A 274-nucleotide genomic window follows, 5' to 3' on the forward strand; every position below is an offset into this window, starting at 1 on the left:
GTTCAGCATATCGCCCCATGACCATACCTCCTAGAACCAGCGTTTCCACGCCTTAATGACCTTGTTCGCCGCCTGCTTGCACCAAGCCGGCAGCTTGAGCCGGGATGTGATCGGCTTCAGCATCCATTTCAAGAGCCGCCAAAAAGGCATCAGGCATTTCAGCACCAGACGCAGAAGCGACAACAGAAACTTCCACAGGAAGCGAAGCAGTCCCAGCAATATCATGAAAATCCCTCTTACCGGATTCCATATCAACATTCGGAATAACTTGTAC

Annotated in this window: 1 protein-coding gene; it reads right to left on the reverse strand. The window is 51.1% G+C overall.

The features are described 5' to 3' along the window. Positions 1-52: 52 nt before the first annotated feature. A partial coding sequence (locus ACSNOG_RS33340; RefSeq protein WP_436756409.1) for a hypothetical protein occupies positions 53-274 on the reverse strand: 222 nt, incomplete at its 5' end.

Source organism: Streptomyces sp. URMC 124 (genome assembly GCF_051386455.1).
Taxonomy (GTDB): domain Bacteria; phylum Actinomycetota; class Actinomycetes; order Streptomycetales; family Streptomycetaceae; genus Streptomyces.